The following is a 16,995-nucleotide window of genomic DNA, read 5'->3' on the forward strand; positions in this document are numbered from 1 at the left end:
TGCATCGCAATATACAACATGGAGAGTAGGGTTAAACGTGGAAGTGAATTTTTGTTCTGCCTGCGGGCAACGGATGGAGCTGCGTGAAGTCGATGGAACGCCGAGAATTGCCTGTACGGCGTGCAGCTTCGTGCACTGGGGCAGCTATAGCATCGGGGTCGGCGCACTGGTCAAGAGGGACGATAAGCTATTGCTTGTTCGGAGGGCGCAAAATCCCGGACAAGGGTATTGGACCAATCCCGGCGGATATATTGAACAGCTGGAGCCAATCGAGGAGACGATCGTACGCGAAGTCATGGAGGAAAGCGGCATTGAAGCTGTCGTCACAGGCGTAGCCGCGCTGCGCGACCAGCCGAGGAGTATTCACAACGTCTACATCGCGTTCTCGATGGATTATGTAGGGGGCGAGCCGAAACCGGACAATATCGAGGTTGATGCCGCCGGGTTCTTCAGCCAGGAGGAAATGGCGGAGATGAATGTTGCGCCGTTCACGAGATGGCTGGCTGACGTTGCTTTTCGTGGGCAATCGCAAGGATTGATTAAGGACGTCGAGCCAGTCGTTCCACTGAATGGACTTGGTTTGTTCCGGGTGTAATGTGTCAAAGTCCGCGCGATCCCTTAATGTTTAGTTCTTGTTTCTCCCGCGCTACGTAAAAATTTGTTAATATGAATGCGATACCTTTTTCTCCGAGTATCGTACTACATGGTTAATAACGCGAAGGAGTGTGTTTCAAATGTCCTTATTTAATCGAATGATGGCAAGTGTGGGAATTGGCGCGGCGAAGGTAGATACATTGCTCGAGCGTACGTCCTACAGTCCAGGGGAAGAAGTGCGCGGTGTGGTTCGGATCTTCGGCGGATCGGTCGAGCAACAAATTGAAGGCATTGATTTGTCCATCATGACTTATTACATCAAAGAAGTGAACGATAGCAAGATGCAACAAAACCTGGAGCTCGGCAAGGTGCGCGTCTCTCCACCGATAACTGTACGCGCGAATGAGAACAGGGAGATTGGCTTCAGCTTCTATCTCGCTCCCAATACGCCGCTTTCTATCGGCAGAACGCCAGTATGGATCAAAACAACGGCGGATATTCGTTCGGCAGTCGATCCTACAGACAATGACCGAATCGAAGTAACTCCGACGCCAGCCATGCAAGTTGTTCTTCAAGCGATCGATTCGTTAGGCTTCAAGCTTCGAGAAGCAGAGACGGTGTATGCGCCAAGACTCGGCGATTCGTCTCCGTTCGTGCAAGAATTCGAATTTGTACCTTATTCTGGTGCTTACCGCGGTCGTCTCGATGAGCTGGAGCTCGTATTCCTGCGCAATCGCGGCAACGAGCTGGAGCTGCTGCTGCAGATTGACCGTCGCGCCACCAGTGTGTTCGGTATGTTCGCCGAAGCGATGGACATGGATGAGTCGTTTGTCAAAGTTGTCGTTCGAGATTCTGATCTCGCTCAAGGCGTTCCTTATGTCACTTCGCTGCTTAACAACGTAATCGCACGTTACGCTCACTAAGCTATCAACGTTCATAGGATGACAAACAAGCCGTCAGAACCTCATGGGGTTCTGACGGCTTCTTCATGCAGGCAGACGCGGTTGCGTCCGCTGCGTTTGGCTTGATATAAGGCCTCATCCGCGTCTCTTAATAAAGCTTCGAGACTTGTTGAACCAGTTGTAAATGCTGAAGTGGATGCTACACCGAAGCTCGCGGTTACCGTCAAGCTGTCTCTGTTAGGCGACTGGAGTGGTGAGCCTGAGAGTGCTTCCCTCAGTCGTTCTGCCAGAGCAGCGGTTTGCTCCATCGAGACATCGCGGATGGCCAATACGAACTCCTCGCCGCCATAACGAGCGAATAACATATCAGGCTTAAGTACCTTCTGACATATTGCTGCCACATGACGCAGTACTTCATCCCCGGTTTCATGACCATACGTATCGTTAAACGATTTGAAATGATCGATATCAAACATGATGACGGAAGCAGGTTGCTCACGTAATGCTGCGAGCTCGAGCTGTTCCTTGGCCCGAATTATGAATTGGGCGCGATTGTAGATGCCTGTAAGACCATCATAATAGGCCAATGTGCGCAGCTGTTCTTCGAGCCGTTTCTGTTCCGTGACATCGATGAGCATGAGCAGATCGCCGATAGCGCCGCCCCCTCGCCCACGTATGGTGGAGATCCTCGCCTGATAAATGGAGGTTACGCCGCCAATTTCCCATTCCAGCTCTTGAATGGTCTCTTCTGTGTCGGATTTAAGCAGTCCTTGATACGAGACTCCGGTCATATTCTCCCAGATATCGCCTAGCCGCTTGCCAAGCAGACTTCTGCGCAAAGCCGGAATCATGCCGGATGCCGCTCTATTGAAATCAATGAGTCTGCCTGAACGATCCAGTACGATAACGCCTTCCTTCATGCTCTCGAATAAGTTTTCTTTGGCAATCGGCACAATCATCAGCAATCTCGTAGACAGGATAGCCCAGATATACAGAGCGGAGGTGATGCTGAGAATAAAGGGTACGGGATCCATGCCATAAGGCGTAACGCCGATCAAATATAAGAAGGCGCCAATCATTGGAAGGCTCTGTCCGATGAGCAGCGTGAGCAATTGAGTGCGGAACGTTCTTTTGGTAGAAATCAATTGTCTCAGAAGTAATACAACACCAGCAAGCAAACTGCCGAATGTATATGCGCCATGAACGATATACCATTCGCCTACAATAATATCGACCATCGGTGTGACCGTATCTGACCGGAGGTAAACATCTTTGTAGAAAAGATGATGGCTGTTATTGGTTGCAACCAGCAAAAACGTGATAACGGGGATGACGAACATTGCTTTCGCTGCCCAAGCCGGTATTCGTTTATCAATATACCGGAGGATGAGCAGCAGACCGACGACCGGGGCAAAGGCGATGCCTATATATTCAATGACGCCCCAACGCATAATCTGCTCGATCGTGTCACTGGCGAGCTCGAATGCGAACGCGAAGATATAGATTGACTGCAGCGCAGTCCACCATACCAGTAGACGAGCCTCGGGAAACTCTCGTCGCTTGAACAATACATAAAGACAAAGGAATGTGTTAAGCACGCCCGAGGTTGAAATTAATGCGATGTATGGCGTCAAATCCGATTGCATGAAGGAGATCCTCCATTCGTAATCTATTCATATCCTACCATGGTATCACAGGACACGCGGTTTATGTCAAAAAAAACAACGCATAATGACGGTTAGTGTCGACTTATGAAAAAAACGTCAAACGCAACGTTTTCCTGCATATTTCTGTTGAACGTTGGTGAGTGCTGGAGTAAAATAGAAGAAAGTCACCTAAAAATTTCTATTTCAAACCCACTCAACTTGTCAGCCACAACGACTAACTCAGAATAGTCATTCGGGCTGACATTTTTTGTTGTAAATTTACTGTAAGTTTGAAAGTGGGGCAACTCCTGAGTATATGAGCTCAATAGAGATTAGAGAGTTGGAAGCGAGGGTCAGTGTGAATAATGAGATTTGGCTGAGAGAATCGCAAGACAGATGCAAGAAGTTAGGCATCAATCCGGAGGTTGTTCCGGCGTTTACCGCTGTGCTGAGCGACTATGAATTAGCAGGCAAGCGTATGGAGTACGAAGAAATATTGTCCGTCATTAATTTCTTCGTTAATAAGATGTTGGAATTAATGAAAGGTTTGCCGCTCCTCATTCTGATTTCAGATGAGAATGGCTGCATCCTGGAGATGGCTGGGGACGAAACGATTAAAACGATCGTGAGCCAGTCCGGTATCAAAGTAGGCCTTACATTCACAGAGCGGGAAGCTGGCACGAACAGCATTAATCTTGCGTTGGATCATCGAGAGCCGTTCCAATTAATCGGTAGAGATCACTATTTTCATTTTCTGGAAAATAGCGCATGTTATTCGGTTCCTTTCCAGCATACGGATGTAAGCAATTTGCTGGGAACGATAACCATTATGACGGCAATCGATCAACATAATCCGTTCCTGCTCGCGATGTTATGCACGGTGGTGGATTCTATCGAGCGGGAGCTGCTGCTCAAGAAACAAAATAGAAGACTCCACATCTTGAACCAAGTCGTGATAGAAACGACAAGAAACGGAATTATTATTACGGACCGAGAAGGCAAGATCACGGAGTACAACAAGTTTGCCGAATTTATAACGGATCTCAAGAAGCAGGACGAGCTTAGCAAGTCCATTGTCGGTCTGAAAATCAGTCAATATATAAATGAAGTGCTCCATTATGGCATCAACTACGAAGATATGGAAATCAGTATTAAACAAAAGGCTCAGGACGAGAAGCTCGTATGTCTATTTGACGCTTTCCCAATCTATGATCAGGACGAGACGATCATGGGCGCCTTTGCTCAATTCCGTGATATCACTGAACGATCCAAAGCAGAGAAGCAAATTAATCATCTCGCATTCCACGATGACCTAACCGGCCTGCCGAACCGAAGGTTTTTTACACAGCATCTAACCAAGCTGCTGGATTCGCAAGAAGACGATCGAAATCCGTTCGGATTGATGTTCTTGGATCTCGACAGCTTTAAACGGATAAACGACAATCTAGGTCATAACAACGGCGATGCATTACTTAAACTGGTAGCAGGGCGGCTCAAAAACTGCTGCCGAGCACAGAAACATTTTGTAGCTCGGATGGGTGGAGACGAATTTACGATTGTCGTCCGGGATATGAAGAGCCAGGATGATCTCATTCGAGTTGCCAATGACATTATTAAGGCATTCGAGGTGCCTTTCGAAATCGATGATTACGAGTTTTACATAACGGCGAGTATCGGTATTGCGATATCCCCGCAAGATGGCACGGATGCGGAAACGCTGATGAAACGCGCAGATATTGCGATGTACCTGGCCAAGGACGGCGGGAAAAATAATTACGCCATGTATAAAGCGGTCAAGAGCGGTATCGGGCTAGAGCAGCTCACTCTGGAGAATTCGATTCGAAAGGCGCTTCAGAATAATGAGTTTGTCTTGCATTATCAACCGCAAATTGAGCTAGAGACTGGCCATATCATCGGTACGGAGGCATTAATTCGGTGGGATCACCCCACGTTAGGTCTGGTGCCGCCTTCCAAGTTTATCCCGATCGCCGAGGAGACGGGATTGATTGTTCCTATCGGCGAGTGGGTGCTGCGAACGGCTTGCAAGCAGAACAAGCTATGGATTGATCAAGGCGTACCGCCGATGAAGATATCCGTCAATCTGTCGACACGTCAATTCTTGAAGCCCGACCTTGTCGAAACCGTCAAGAGAATACTCCAGGAAACGGAATTGGATCCGGAGCTGTTAGAGCTTGAGATCACGGAATCGATGACAATGGATGTCGAGTTTACGATTGAAGTATTGGGAGAGCTCAAGAAGCTTGGCATCCATGTTTGTATCGATGATTTCGGCACGGGTTACAGCAATTTGTATTATTTGAAGCTGTTCTCTATCAACCGCCTCAAGATTGATCAGTCCTTCGTGCGAGATATTATGACGGACTCCATCGACGCAGACATTGTTTCTACAATTATAGCGATGGCCTATAACTTGGGCATCGATGTCATCGCGGAAGGCGTGGAGACGGAGGATCAGCTCAATTACTTGAAGCGGTTGAGATGCAGGGAGGTACAGGGCTACTACTTCCATCGACCTTTGCCCGCAGATCAGTTAGAAGTTATTTTACAGCCGTACGGCCAATACAAGTAATGATGAAGGAGATCAGATGAAGAAAAAAGTATATTCGATTATTGTTGAGCATTTTAAGCGCTGGGGCATTACGCATGTGTTCGGTATTCCCGGCAAATCGATTTCACCGCTGATGTTGGAATTGGATAGTCAAGACATTCAATATGTGCTGGGGCGCCATGAGACGGGCTGCGGCTTCGAAGCAGCAGGCTACGCTCTAGGCAGCGGCACCTTAGGTGTGGCCATCGCAACATCAGGGCCAGGCGGTACCAATATGATTACATCTGCCGGACAGGCAAAGGAATTTGGTCTGCCAGTATTATTCATAACCGGACAACCTTCTATGCAGGATACAGGAAAAGCGTTAAGTCAGGACTCCAGTCAATTCGGGATGGATCTGGTCAAAATGTTCGAGCCGGTGACATTGTTCAGCGCGCGTGTGGAACGCGGTGATTTACTGCCGCTCTATCTCAAACACGCCATAGAACGTGCTTTCCATGGAGAGAAAGGGCCTGTTCATCTCTGTCTGCCGTTCGACGTGTTAATGGAAGACATCGAGGATTTCCATGTTCCGATGCCGGATTATGCTTCGACGATCGTGGCTCGAAGCGTTGATCGAGCAGTGGCTATGCTGGATCGAGCAACACGTCCTGTATTGTTCATCGGCAAAGGAGCAATCATCGGGAAAGCCTTTGACGAGATTCGGACCATCGCGGAGCATTGGCGTATTCCGGTCGTGACAGCGCCAGGAGGCAAGAGCGCTTTTCCGTCTACGCATCCTTTGTATCATGGGGGCTATGGGCTGGGAGGTTCTCCAACCGCGATGGAATACATGGTTTCTGGCATTGATCTGATGATTGTAATCGGCAGTAAGCTATGCGACATGCAGCTATCCGGTTTTACGGATGAGATGAAACCGAAACAAATGCTGCAATTCGAATATGATATTACTTTCGCAGGCAAGTCGGTAGACGTCTATACCGAGATCGTACTCGGGGACTTGAAGTCGAATTTGCAGCAAGTAATCGAGTCGTCAGGGGCAGAGCCAAGACCAGAAGAGTACAAGCTGCGTACACTGCCTAAGCTCGAAGTTGATCGTTATCAAGGTTCGGTCATGAAAGCAGGAGATTCCTTCCGTGCGCTGCGCGCTTCTCTGCCGGAGAATGCCCTTATGTTCGGCGATGCAGGCAGCCATTCCTTCCATGCAGTGCAGAATCTAGAGATGCCAGTCCCTGGGACATTTTATTTCGACGAAGTATTTATCGCGATGGGAGCAGCGATTGGGTATTCGATCGGCGCCAAGATTGCATCTCCGGAGCGGCCGGTGGTCTGTATTACTGGTGACGGCTGCATCTTGATGCAAGGAACCGAAATTGCGACGGCTGTTAATTACGGCGTGCCTGTTATCTTCTTCGTTCTGAACAACGGCAGGTTGGATATGGTGGACAAAGGGATGTCGTATAATACAGGTCGTTCCGTAGGAGCAGTGTACGAGCAACCGCTGGATGTTAGTATGTTTGCAATGTCCATGGGAGCTTCTGCATATCGTTGCACAAGGCCGGGAGATGTACAGGAGGCTGTAAAGCTAGCGCTTCAAGCGACTGGACCGACGGTGATCGAAGTGATGGTGGATCCGCTGGAAATTCCTCCGATTCTGACGCGATTGCTGAGTATGGCTTAGTTATTCATATGAACTAGAAGTAACACTATAGATGGACACACAGGGGGAACAGAATGGACACACATGCCTATAACAAAGGAATCGAAATGCTGGGCAAGATGGTAAGTCCCGATGTACTTCAAGTGACGGTGGATAAAGTACGCAAGTTCAGCCCAGACTTCGCGGATATGATCGTATCATTCCCGTATGGGATGATCTACTCGAGACCAGGTCTCGACTTCAAGCAGCGAGCGCTGGTGGCGATCGCTGCGCTTATCGCCGGCGGTTCTGATGCACAACTCGATTTTCACATTCACGCAGGTTTAAATGCCGGGCTGACGCCGGATGAAATTATTGAAGCTATTATGAATTGTTTGCCTTACGCAGGATTCCCTAAGTCGATCAGCGGTTTGTTCGTCGCAATGCGAGTGTTCGAAGAACGGAATATTATGCCTGCTGCGAGCGAGGCATGACGAGATGAATAAATTCTCCCGAATTCTATTCGGGAGCTAGTGCCGCGCCGTGAGCGCGGCTTATTTTTGAATTTTATGTTTTTGTTGCTTGGGCAAGCCGAGCTTAGCCTATACTTGTTGGATTCGAAGTGTGTCTGCACAACCAGTCTACCAGTCTAATCAGTCAGGTTGACATGTCCAACCAGATTTATATGTGATTGATGTAAGCCATACAGGAATATTTCTCGAGTTGTAGCTAATCGGATAAGATTGATGTATTCGATACAGGAATATTTGGCTAAGGAGCGCTGGTGGGGGAGTTACCTCACAAAATTAATGTACAAAAGGCAGGATTGATCCTATTTGCTTGGTCTTGATGTCTAGAATGATGTATGGAATACAGGAATGTTTATGTACGTTGGCACCTGCACCAGCCCTCGCACCAGAACTAACTAACGGACTTGTCCCCGCACCAGCCTCCCCGGCTCCGCCCCTCAATTAATTAGTCTCTCTCGTTCCTGATTACTCTCCACACTATCCACACTATCCATACTCTCCATATTCTCTTGTCATCATCTCCCGCTCCCCATCCGCGAGTATCGATTTACCCCACGTATACAGAAAAGTAACGAAGTAAAACGGCTGCCGCTTCGAGGAAAGAGTTGACACCAAAATTGCGAATATGGTATATAAAAGGAGGGATTAGCACTCAAGTAATATGAGTGCTAACGAGTAGAGTCGGCTAAGCCGATGTCGGACCCAGTCGGTCCCAGTTCCATAATCGAGAGGAGAGCGCATTCATGGCTATGAAGCAATTTCAGGCGGAATCCAAGCGACTGCTAGAGATGATGATTAATTCCATCTACACACAGAAGGAGATTTTCCTACGGGAGCTGATCTCCAACGCGAGCGATGCCATTGACAAAATTTATTACAAAGCGTTGACGGACGAGAATCTCGTCTTTAATAAAGAGGATTATTACATCAAGGTAACAGCAGACAAGGATGCTCGTACACTTACGCTGACAGATACCGGCATCGGTATGACGCAAGAGGAACTTGAGAACAACCTTGGCGTAATTGCGAAGAGCGGTTCGCTTGCATTCAAGCAGCAGAACGAATCGAAGGACGGTCACAACATTATTGGCCAGTTCGGCGTAGGTTTCTACTCCGCGTTTATGGTTGCGGACGAAGTAACAGTAACGACTAAGTCACTGGGCAGCGATCAAGCTTATCAATGGGTATCCGAAGGCGCGGATGGTTATACCATTACAACCGCAGAGAAAGCCACAGTTGGTACAGAGATCGTTCTGCGCATTAAGGAGAATACGGAGGACGAGCAGTACGACGAGTTCCTCGAGCCTTACCGACTCAAAGCTATCGTGAAAAAGTATTCGGACTTCATTCGTTATCCGATTAAGATGGATATGAAGAGCCAGCAGCCTGTTGAGGGCAGCGAAGGCGAGTTAGAGGAGAAGGTCGAAGAGCAGACGCTTAACAGCATGGTGCCGATCTGGCGCCGCAACAGGAACGAGCTGACTGATGAAGATTATGCAGCCTTCTATGCAGAGAAACGTTACGGCTTCGATAAGCCGTTGAAGCACGTTCATATTAGCGCGGACGGAGCTGTTGTGTACAACGCGATTCTGTACGTACCGGAGAGCGCTCCATTCGATTATTACACCAAAGAATATGCCAAAGGGCTTGAGCTTTACTCCAACGGCGTGCTTATTATGGACAAATGCGCGGATCTTGTACCCGACTACTTCAGCTTTGTGAAGGGTATGGTGGATTCCGAAGACTTATCGCTCAACATCTCCCGTGAGCTGTTGCAACATGATCGTCAACTGAAGCTCATCGCCAAAAATATTAAAAACAAGATCAAGGCTCTGCTTCAAAGCATGCAGAAGGATGATCGCGACAATTATGAAAAATTCTACAAATCTTTCGGCCGTCAACTGAAATTTGGCGTATACAACGATTACGGCATGAACAAAGCCGATCTACAAGATCTGCTGCTGTTCCACTCCTCCAAGGAAAACAAACTGGTTAGCCTGGACGAATACGTGTCGCGTATGCCGGAGGATCAAGCCTATATTTATTATGCAACAGGCGAGTCCATCGCGCGGATCGAGAAGCTGCCACAGATCGAGATCGTCCTCGAGAAGGGTTATGAAATTTTGTACCTGACAGACGATATTGACGAATTCGCTGTTAAGATGATCATGAACTACAAGGAGAAAGAATTCCGTTCTATCTCCAGCGGTGATCTAGGCTTCGAGCCGGAAGAGAAGGACAAGCCTTCCCAATCCGAAGAGAATTCCAACAAAGAGCTGTTCGACGGCATGCTCGAGCTGCTTTCCGGTAAGGTTAAAGCGGTCAAAGCGTCGAAACGTCTGAGAAGCCATCCAGTATGCCTATCCGCAGAAGGAGAACTCTCGATCGAGATGGAGAAAATCCTGAAGATGATGCCGGACAGCGGAGATGTGAAAGCGGACAAGGTGCTTGAAATCAATGTGAATCACGATGTATTCCAGTCGCTTAAGAATGCACATGGTTCGGACAAAGAGAAGTTCAACCTGTACACGCAACTGCTCTATAACCAAGCCCTGCTGATCGAAGGTTTGCCGCTTCAGGATCCGGTTGAGTTCACAAACGACATCTGCAAAGTTATGGTATAACCCAAACATCCAATCGCATCATAAGTAATCAAAAAACCGCCTCGGCGGTTTTTTTGATTTCTAAGAATGTTTTAGGTTGTTCACCCTGTTTGCTCGGCATGAGCAACATGATTAAGCGTCAAGCAGCACTGCGCTTAGCGATAGCTTCTGGCTGGCGATTGCCGATTCGCAGCTGGACAATCATCAGGACTGCAGCAATCGCAGTCAAGCAACCGAACGCAGGCGCGAAGCTTCCCGAGAGATCATGCATGTAGCCGACGATGATGGGACCAAGCGCACCAATGACGTAACCGCCGGATTGATTCATGGCCGACCAGGAGCTCGCGTCTTCTGCATTGGATGTTTCTTCGATCGGCAGCATCAGTGCGATTGGGAACAAGCCGCCTGCGCCGATGCCGATGAGTATCGTGGCGAACCATGGGTTGCCGGATAATGCGATCGTGGCAAGTCCGATTAGCTCAAGCGATGAGCATAAAAGCAGCCAAATGAGCCGTTTAGGGTATCGTGACATCAAGAACGGAATGAGCAGACTGACTGGAATTTGGATAAAGGTGAATAATGTCAGCATACCGCTAGCAAAACCGGTGTCATAGCCCATACTTTCTAATGTTGGAGCCAGCCATGCAGTGACCGAATAAAACTCGAATGCCATTAGGCCGAAGTATAACGTTAATAACCAGGCACGTTTGTTACGAATCGGCAGCCTCGGGACAGCTGAGCCAGATGCGGATACTACGTGTAGACGTGCGCCGTCTTCTCGTCTGGATAGGCGAACCCAGATCGGGACTGCAATCAGTGCGAATATGGCCCAAACAGCGGATGCAGCTTGCCATGAGTTGCCGAATGTATGCTGCAGCGGCACCGACAGTCCTGCGCTGATGGTAGCTCCGAGCACAAGAGCCATCGAATAGATTCCTACAATTGAGGAAGCCTTGGCGGCAAAATGTTTCTTGATAAAGCCGGATAGCAACGGACCGGCAACGGCAATTCCGACACCGGCAGCGAATGCGCTAAATAGCAGGACCACCGCCGTATCGGCGAAGAAACGTGCTGCGGTTGCTGTACCGATGAGACAGATAGCGAAAAGGATGGTCCGTTCAAGTCCCCATTTGCGGCTCCAAAGGACGGCGGTCGGCGCGAACAGCCCCATACACAAGACAGGTATGGACGTAAGCAGACTTGCGGTTGTTCCGTTAATGCCGAGCGAATCTCGAATCGTTTCCAGCAAAGGAGAAACCGATGTTATCGCTGGCCTCAAATTAAGCGAGGCAATAAAAAGAGCGAGAAGCAGAAAATAGGTTTTACGCATGGTGTAAGTCCTCCTGAAATCCAATACATGAATATGCTCTAGTGTATTGCGGAATGAACCATTAATCAATACAATGAAAACTATCATAATGATAAGAAAACCTAATGATTGGTGGTTAGTTGTATGGAGTTTCGTCAATTAGACTACTTTTTGGCAGTGAGCGACGAATTACATTTTACGAAAGCTGCAGATAAATTAGGCGTTTCACAGCCTACACTCAGCTTGCAGATCCGTTCGCTGGAGGATGAGCTTGGGGTCATGTTATTTGATCGAATAGGCAAAAGGATCGCTTTGACGGAAGCGGGGACGATGCTGAGGGAGTATGGACATAACATTATGCGCAGTGTGCAATATGCCAAAGATTCCATTCGCGAGCTGCGTACCTTTCAGCGTGGGTCTGCTACAATCGCTGTGCTGCCGTCGGATCTCGATTATCGAATCTCGAAGCTGTTAATCGATTATCATACCGAATATCCTCAAATCAAGCTCAGCGTGACACCGTCAATCGAGATTCCCCAGCTTGTGCTTGAGAATCAGGCGGATCTCGGGATCGGGCTTATGCCTCAACGGGATGACCGCCTGATTACTATACCCATCTGCACAGAAGAGTACGCTCTTGTAGTGTCGGAGCATCATCGACTGGCGGCGTTAACCTCTATTCACGTTAACGAGCTTGCTGAGATCGATATGGTTATGTATCCGGAAGGTGCGATTGGGAGGACGCTTGTCGATGATACCTTTCAGGAACATGGCTTCAGAATTCGGACATTGATGGAGACAGGATCGGTCACGTCACTATTACAGCTTGTGAAGGCCAATTTAGGAGCGACCGTCCAGCCGATTCCTTTGATCGATAGTATTCATGATCCAGCGTTTCGCTGCATCCGCATTGTAGGAGGCGCCCCTGTCCGCCATCTGTGCATCATACACCGTGCGGACCATTATCTGGGACATGCAGCCAGAGCATTTATGGCGAAAACAATCTCACATTTCAGTGATTGATCTGATCCTTTCAACCTCCCGGCTTGACTACAGAGATGATGAGGAACATGGGGCGACGCAATTCGTCCTTCATTCCGGGCAGCTCCAGCATTTCTTCGGCAGGAGAAGGCTCCTGAACAGCAGTGATGTGGAAGCCTGCATCAATGAGCGTATTCATGTAAGTAGAGAGTGTACGATGATACTTTACCACATTGTCAGTCAAGAATGAGGTATTTCGGATGACTTCCGACTGATAGTCATCTACCGGCCAATAGAGAGGTTGACCATTTTCTCCATAAACCCAGCTTTGTTCTGCTCGGGCCGTAAAGACGGGATGTTCGACAGAGAAAAGAAAATTTCCGCCCGGTTTTAGAATACGATAAATCTTCGAACAGGCTTCTGCGAAATCCAAAACATAATGAAAGGCAAGTGAGCTGATGACGATATCGAACCGTAATTCGGGGAATGTGACGTCCTCAATTGGCTGGCATATGTAAGTGATGCCTGTTCCATTTGCGAGAGAAGCTGCTCGATCCAGCATTTTCTCCGAAATGTCAACACCGGTCACATCGCTTGCACCTTGCGAATGAGCGTATAAACAATGCCAACCGTAGCCGCAACCGAGATCCAGCACGCTTTTCTGCTCAAGCACCGGCATCATACCCTTGAGCACATGCCATTCTCCAGCACCCTCGAGTCCTTTCTTCGAGCGTTCCATATTGCTGTAGGCTTCGTAAAAATCGACCTCATCGTATTTGTTTTGCTTCATTTATATTCTCCCTTTCATATTATCCATAGGTTCTGCGGCACGATCCTCTTCCGCCTCATGCATGTAGCTTTTACGATACTCTGATGGCGTACATTTCATCCGGTTTCGAAATACTTTGACGAAGTAGCTGATGTGGTCAAAGCCCACGTCCATTGCGACCGCGGCAACCTTGGCATCCGGTTGTGTCAGGAGCTCGGCTGCTTTCTTGATCCGGTAAGCATTCAAATATTCGATCGGCGTCTGGTGCGTCATGGTTTTGAAGAAACGGCTGAACTGCCCCTCGCTCATCGGAATTCGCTCAGCCAACTCGGCAATTCGAATCTGCCGCCCGTAATGCTCCTGCATATATGCAATGACGGACTTCAGCCTTTCAACCTTGAATCGCTGATTCGAGTTACTATCGCGTTCCCTGCGGTTAACTAGCTGTCCATGGAAGGATAGTTCATGGAGCATCAAGTATAGCAGTCCTTTGGCTGCCATCTCATAGCTGCCACGTTCATCTGAGCAAGCATCAAAAAGGGATGACAAATAGCGCAGCACAGCATCTCCCCACACATTTCCCGGCTTGATATGCCTCGGAAATGTACGGGTTTTGTCTTGCAACGGGACGATATAACGTTCCTGCACGGCATCATAGGAAGCGCTTGTCAGCAGCTCCGTATCAAAAACGATCGCGCAGTAGGAGCAAGGTGAATCACCAAGCGCATGACCGGCATGGATATCACCGCCATCGATATAAACAGCTTCGCCTGCCGCAACGGGGAAGTAGTCGGTTCCGACCTGGAACAGCACTTCTCCTTCTAGCACGTAGAACCATTCTGCTTCCGAGTGCCAATGACACTCGAGCACAGGCTCGCCGGGCGCGATTGGCCCGATCCAGTAAGCGGCAAGAGGAAAGGCCTGTGTGCCGTGCAGCCGGTTCTCCTTCAGGGATTGCTTCTGCTGATGTTCTTGCTGAGTCATTCGGATGTCCTCCTGCATCAGAATTATGCTATAAATCGGCATGATTATGTTAGATGAAACACTTACTTATCAGTATACTGCAAGTAATTGATAATTCAACAAAACCTGATTACGGAAAAAGGAAGGTGTTATATATGAAATTTACCGACGGCAATTGGATGATTCGTCCGGGATTCGAGGTGCTTGGAGCGGTTCAAGCCCATGACTTCGAACAAAGTGGGGGTCAGCTTACGGCCTATGCGGCGCCACGTCCTATTCTCTCCCGTTCCAACATGCTGGATACGATGCTGCTGACTGTACAATTTTATTCTCCGATTGAAGGCGTTATTGGCGTTAAACTTATTCATCATGCAGGTGTAAGGGAACGTGGACCGGTATTCGAATTGACGAATGAAGCCGGTCACGGCATCATCGAGGAGAATGAGGATGAGGCTACACTGACAAGCGGCGGTCTGTCAGTGCGAATCAGCAAAGGCGCAACTTGGAAAGTGGATTTCTATCGTGGAGACGAACGATTAACAGGCAGCACGCAGAAGTCGATGGCTTACGTGAAGTCCAGTATCGACGGAAAGACATATATGCGCGAGGAGCTTGATCTGGGCGTAGGCGAATGGGTTTATGGACTCGGTGAACGATTCACGCCTTTTGTCAAGAATGGGCAAGTGGTTGATCTGTGGAACAAGGATGGAGGCACTAGCTCCGAGCAGTCGTACAAAAATATCCCGTTCTACATGACTAACAAAGGGTATGGCGTCTTTATCAACCACCCGGAGCTTGTTTCGCTGGAGATCGCTTCTGAGAAGGTGAAGAAAGTGCAGTTCAGCGTAGAAGGAGAGTCGCTGAGCTACTTTATTGTCGATGGACCGAGCATGAAGGAAGTGCTGGGACGTTATACGGATCTGACTGGCAAGCCGGCTCTGCCGCCGTCTTGGTCGTTCGGACTTTGGCTGACGACATCGTTTACGACCGACTACGATGAAGCAACAGTGATGTCGTTCGTAGACGGGATGGCGGAGCGAGATTTGCCGTTGCATGTTTTCCACTTCGACTGCTTCTGGATGAGAGAATTCCATTGGACTGACTTCCAGTGGGATGAGCGGGTATTCCCTGATCCGGTCGGCATGCTGAAGCGGCTCAAGGAGAAAGGGCTGAAGGTGTGCGTCTGGATCAATCCGTATATCGCGCAACGCTCCAGACTATTCGAGGAGGGACGGAAGAACGGTTATCTTGTTAAACGACCGAATGGCGATGTATGGCAATGGGATTTGTGGCAGCCAGGCATGGCGCTGGTCGACTTTACGAATCCTGCAGCATGCGAGTGGTATGCATCCTATCTGCGCGAGTTGGTTGATATGGGTGTCGACAGCTTTAAGACGGACTTCGGCGAACGGATTCCGACGGATGTTGAGTACCATGACGGCTCCGACCCGAACAAGATGCATAATTACTATACACAGCTCTATAACAAAGTGGTGTTCGATGTGCTGGTGGAGAAGCTTGGCAAAGGCGAAGCTGCCGTATTCGCGCGGTCGGCAACGGCCGGTGGACAGAAGTTCCCCGTTCACTGGGGAGGAGATTGTAACGCAGATTACGAATCGATGGCAGAGAGCCTGCGCGGCGGCTTGTCGCTTGGTTTATCCGGCTTCGGCTTCTGGAGCCATGATATCGGCGGATTCGAGAATACCGCGCCTACCCATGTATTCAAGCGCTGGTTAGCCTTCGGACTGCTGTCGAGCCATAGCAGACTGCATGGCAGCAAGTCATACCGGGTGCCATGGGCATACGATACGGAAGCGGTTGACGTTACTAGGTTCTTTACGAAGCTGAAATGTTCGCTTATGCCGTATTTGTATCGTACCGCCGTCCAAGCATCCCAGCTCGGGTTGCCTTCCATGCGGGCTATGGTGCTGGAGTTCCCGGACGATCCGACCTCCGAGCTGCTGGACCGTCAATATATGCTCGGCGACAGCTTGCTTGTCGCACCAATCTTCCGTGAAGATGGTCGCGTGACGTATTATTTGCCGGAGGGGACCTGGACGCATCTGCTAACCGGAGAGACGGTCGAGGGCGGTTCATGGCGCAAGGAGTCACATGATTTTATGAGTCTCCCGTTGTTCGTCCGTCCGAATTCATTGATCGCGACTGGTGCGAATGATAGCCGTCCCGATTATGATTATGCGGATGACGTGTTGCTGAAGCTGTATGCGCTGGCGGAAGGGGCTACGGCAACCGCGATTGTTTGCGACAATACCGGAATGACGGTGCTGACTGCTTCAGCGACTAGAAGCGGCAACGACATTACGGTGCAGGTAACAAGCACGGAGGGCAAGCCGTTGACGTTCGAGGTGGCGGGATCAAGTGAACTGAAGATCGTCGAGGGCACGGATGTCACGGTCTCAAGCGGTGTTGTTTACGTTGCGGCTGGCAGCACACATACAAGCTTCGTCGTTCGTTGTATCGGATAGAGTA

General features: G+C 49.1%; 12 protein-coding genes. 8 read left to right on the top strand and 4 right to left on the bottom strand.

The genetic code is table 11. From position 1 onward, the window contains the following. Window positions 1-37 precede the first annotated feature (37 nt). Window positions 38-595: an NUDIX domain-containing protein gene (locus ACX1C1_RS13295; protein ID WP_458957547.1), complete on the top strand. Its 558-nt coding sequence runs from the start codon at window positions 38-40 to the stop codon at window positions 593-595. Window positions 596-734: 139 nt separating this feature from the next. After that, complete coding sequence (locus ACX1C1_RS13300) at window positions 735-1,517, top strand: sporulation protein (RefSeq protein ID WP_458957548.1); 783 nt, start codon at window positions 735-737, stop codon at window positions 1,515-1,517. Window positions 1,518-1,558: 41 nt separating this feature from the next. On the opposite strand, the gene ACX1C1_RS13305 is transcribed toward ACX1C1_RS13300, so the two are convergent. After that, window positions 1,559-3,142, bottom strand: a complete 1,584-nt coding sequence (locus tag ACX1C1_RS13305; RefSeq protein WP_458957549.1) for a histidine kinase N-terminal 7TM domain-containing diguanylate cyclase — start codon at window positions 3,140-3,142, stop codon at window positions 1,559-1,561. Window positions 3,143-3,500: 358 nt separating this feature from the next. On the opposite strand from ACX1C1_RS13305, the gene ACX1C1_RS13310 reads away from it, so the two are divergent. The 4 genes from ACX1C1_RS13310 to htpG all read left to right on the top strand — a co-directional run bounded on the left by ACX1C1_RS13310 (window position 3,501) and on the right by htpG (window position 10,504). Next, entirely contained in the window at window positions 3,501-5,732 is a 2,232-nt protein-coding gene (locus ACX1C1_RS13310) for an EAL domain-containing protein (protein WP_458952681.1), read from the top strand. A 16-nt stretch (window positions 5,733-5,748) separates the two neighbouring features. Next, a complete protein-coding gene (locus ACX1C1_RS13315) occupies window positions 5,749-7,392 on the top strand; it encodes a thiamine pyrophosphate-binding protein (protein ID WP_458952682.1) in 1,644 nt (547 codons plus the stop codon). A gap of 53 nt (window positions 7,393-7,445) precedes the next feature. After that, complete coding sequence (locus tag ACX1C1_RS13320; protein WP_458952683.1) at window positions 7,446-7,844, top strand: carboxymuconolactone decarboxylase family protein; 399 nt, start codon at window positions 7,446-7,448, stop codon at window positions 7,842-7,844. A gap of 779 nt (window positions 7,845-8,623) precedes the next feature. Then, window positions 8,624-10,504, top strand: coding sequence for a molecular chaperone HtpG (htpG, locus tag ACX1C1_RS13325; protein WP_458952684.1), 1,881 nt, complete (start codon window positions 8,624-8,626; stop codon window positions 10,502-10,504). A 118-nt stretch (window positions 10,505-10,622) separates the two neighbouring features. Here htpG and ACX1C1_RS13330 read toward each other — a convergent pair whose 3' ends face one another. Next, window positions 10,623-11,813, bottom strand: coding sequence for an MFS transporter (locus ACX1C1_RS13330; RefSeq protein ID WP_458952685.1), 1,191 nt, complete (start codon window positions 11,811-11,813; stop codon window positions 10,623-10,625). Between the two features lie 123 nt (window positions 11,814-11,936). Between ACX1C1_RS13330 and ACX1C1_RS13335 the strand changes: the two genes are divergently transcribed. Beyond that, window positions 11,937-12,815 carry a LysR substrate-binding domain-containing protein gene (locus ACX1C1_RS13335; RefSeq protein ID WP_458952686.1) on the top strand — a complete coding sequence of 293 codons (879 nt, stop codon included), beginning with the start codon at window positions 11,937-11,939 and terminating at the stop codon, window positions 12,813-12,815. 10 nt (window positions 12,816-12,825) lie between these two features. Here ACX1C1_RS13335 and ACX1C1_RS13340 read toward each other — a convergent pair whose 3' ends face one another. Both ACX1C1_RS13340 and ACX1C1_RS13345 read right to left on the bottom strand, forming a co-directional pair. Then, window positions 12,826-13,563 carry a class I SAM-dependent methyltransferase gene (locus ACX1C1_RS13340; RefSeq protein WP_458952687.1) on the bottom strand — a complete coding sequence of 246 codons (738 nt, stop codon included), beginning with the start codon at window positions 13,561-13,563 and terminating at the stop codon, window positions 12,826-12,828. After that, window positions 13,564-14,526: a helix-turn-helix domain-containing protein gene (locus ACX1C1_RS13345; RefSeq protein WP_458952688.1), complete on the bottom strand. Its 963-nt coding sequence runs from the start codon at window positions 14,524-14,526 to the stop codon at window positions 13,564-13,566. Window positions 14,527-14,660: 134 nt separating this feature from the next. Between ACX1C1_RS13345 and yicI the strand changes: the two genes are divergently transcribed. Next, window positions 14,661-16,991: an alpha-xylosidase gene (gene yicI / locus ACX1C1_RS13350; protein WP_458952689.1), complete on the top strand. Its 2,331-nt coding sequence runs from the start codon at window positions 14,661-14,663 to the stop codon at window positions 16,989-16,991. Window positions 16,992-16,995: the final 4 nt, after the last annotated feature.

Source organism: Paenibacillus sp. strain BS8-2 (assembly GCF_054483835.1).

What these genes read in the sequence shown, in the direction of transcription:
- yicI (WP_458952689.1), top strand. Translation starts at nt 14,661, where the DNA reads ATGAAATTTACCGACGGCAATTGGATGATTCGTCCGGGATTCGAGGTG.
- ACX1C1_RS13320 (WP_458952683.1), top strand. Translation starts at nt 7,446, where the DNA reads ATGGACACACATGCCTATAACAAAGGAATCGAAATGCTGGGCAAGATG.
- ACX1C1_RS13330 (WP_458952685.1), bottom strand. Translation starts at nt 11,813, where the DNA reads ATGCGTAAAACCTATTTTCTGCTTCTCGCTCTTTTTATTGCCTCGCTT.
- ACX1C1_RS13305 (WP_458957549.1), bottom strand. Translation starts at nt 3,142, where the DNA reads ATGCAATCGGATTTGACGCCATACATCGCATTAATTTCAACCTCGGGC.
- ACX1C1_RS13300 (WP_458957548.1), top strand. Translation starts at nt 735, where the DNA reads ATGTCCTTATTTAATCGAATGATGGCAAGTGTGGGAATTGGCGCGGCG.
- ACX1C1_RS13315 (WP_458952682.1), top strand. Translation starts at nt 5,749, where the DNA reads ATGAAGAAAAAAGTATATTCGATTATTGTTGAGCATTTTAAGCGCTGG.
- ACX1C1_RS13345 (WP_458952688.1), bottom strand. Translation starts at nt 14,526, where the DNA reads ATGACTCAGCAAGAACATCAGCAGAAGCAATCCCTGAAGGAGAACCGG.
- ACX1C1_RS13335 (WP_458952686.1), top strand. Translation starts at nt 11,937, where the DNA reads ATGGAGTTTCGTCAATTAGACTACTTTTTGGCAGTGAGCGACGAATTA.
- htpG (WP_458952684.1), top strand. Translation starts at nt 8,624, where the DNA reads ATGGCTATGAAGCAATTTCAGGCGGAATCCAAGCGACTGCTAGAGATG.
- ACX1C1_RS13340 (WP_458952687.1), bottom strand. Translation starts at nt 13,563, where the DNA reads ATGAAGCAAAACAAATACGATGAGGTCGATTTTTACGAAGCCTACAGC.